Raw genomic sequence first — 631 nt, 5'->3', positions numbered from 1 at the left:
CCGTTTCCAGCCGTTCCACGCTGCCGATTGCCGCAAGGGTGGCATTGTTCATGGTGGAGAGCATCTTGTGGACTGTCCGCATGGGGGCAAGGACAGCAGCCTGGAAGCGCCCCTCCTGCCCGCCGTCCACGGCCTGGGTTTCCCTGCCGGTCACGGCGCGTCCGGCGTTTTTCAGATGCCCGCCCACGCTGCGGAGTTCGTGGCCAAGGGTTTCTATTTTCTCAATGCTCTTTCTGGCATCGGCCAGGGAACCGCTGATATTCTGCTGAACCGCTTCCAGCGTCTTGTGGATGCCCATAGCGGAAACCGCCTTATCCAGCGCAGTCACGCCCACACGCTTGAAACCCTCTACCGCATTGGCGGCGCACTGCATGATTTTCTCCCGCAGGCCGTCCAGCTTTTCCTGCGCCTGCCGGACTTTGTTTTGCAGCCCGTCCACCATGCCCTGCAAGACGGTTTTCTGCGGCGTGTCCTGGGCCTGTGCAAGCTGTACCCTGACGGTCTGCAATTCCTGGCGCACCGCGTCAAGCTGGCGGTTCATGCCGTCCATATAGAACAGCAGGCGGGACAAATCCTCTGACTGTCCCGCCCGCCCGTTTTCCGAAAGCAGCTTCAAAAACTGCTCCATAAT

At 60.4% G+C, this 631-nt stretch carries 1 protein-coding gene; it reads right to left on the bottom strand.

All coding sequences use genetic code 11. The features are described 5' to 3' along the window. Positions 1-631 (bottom strand): DUF6674 family protein (locus tag D5269_RS18140; protein WP_199735802.1); only part of this gene is annotated, 631 nt, incomplete at both ends.

Source organism: Anaerotruncus sp. 1XD42-93 (assembly GCF_009917605.1).
In the GTDB taxonomy this organism is placed as follows: Bacteria; Bacillota; Clostridia; order Oscillospirales; family Ruminococcaceae; genus Anaerotruncus.
The sequence above is the reverse complement of the archived record's forward strand: the minus strand, read 5'-3'. Positions and strand labels throughout refer to the sequence as shown.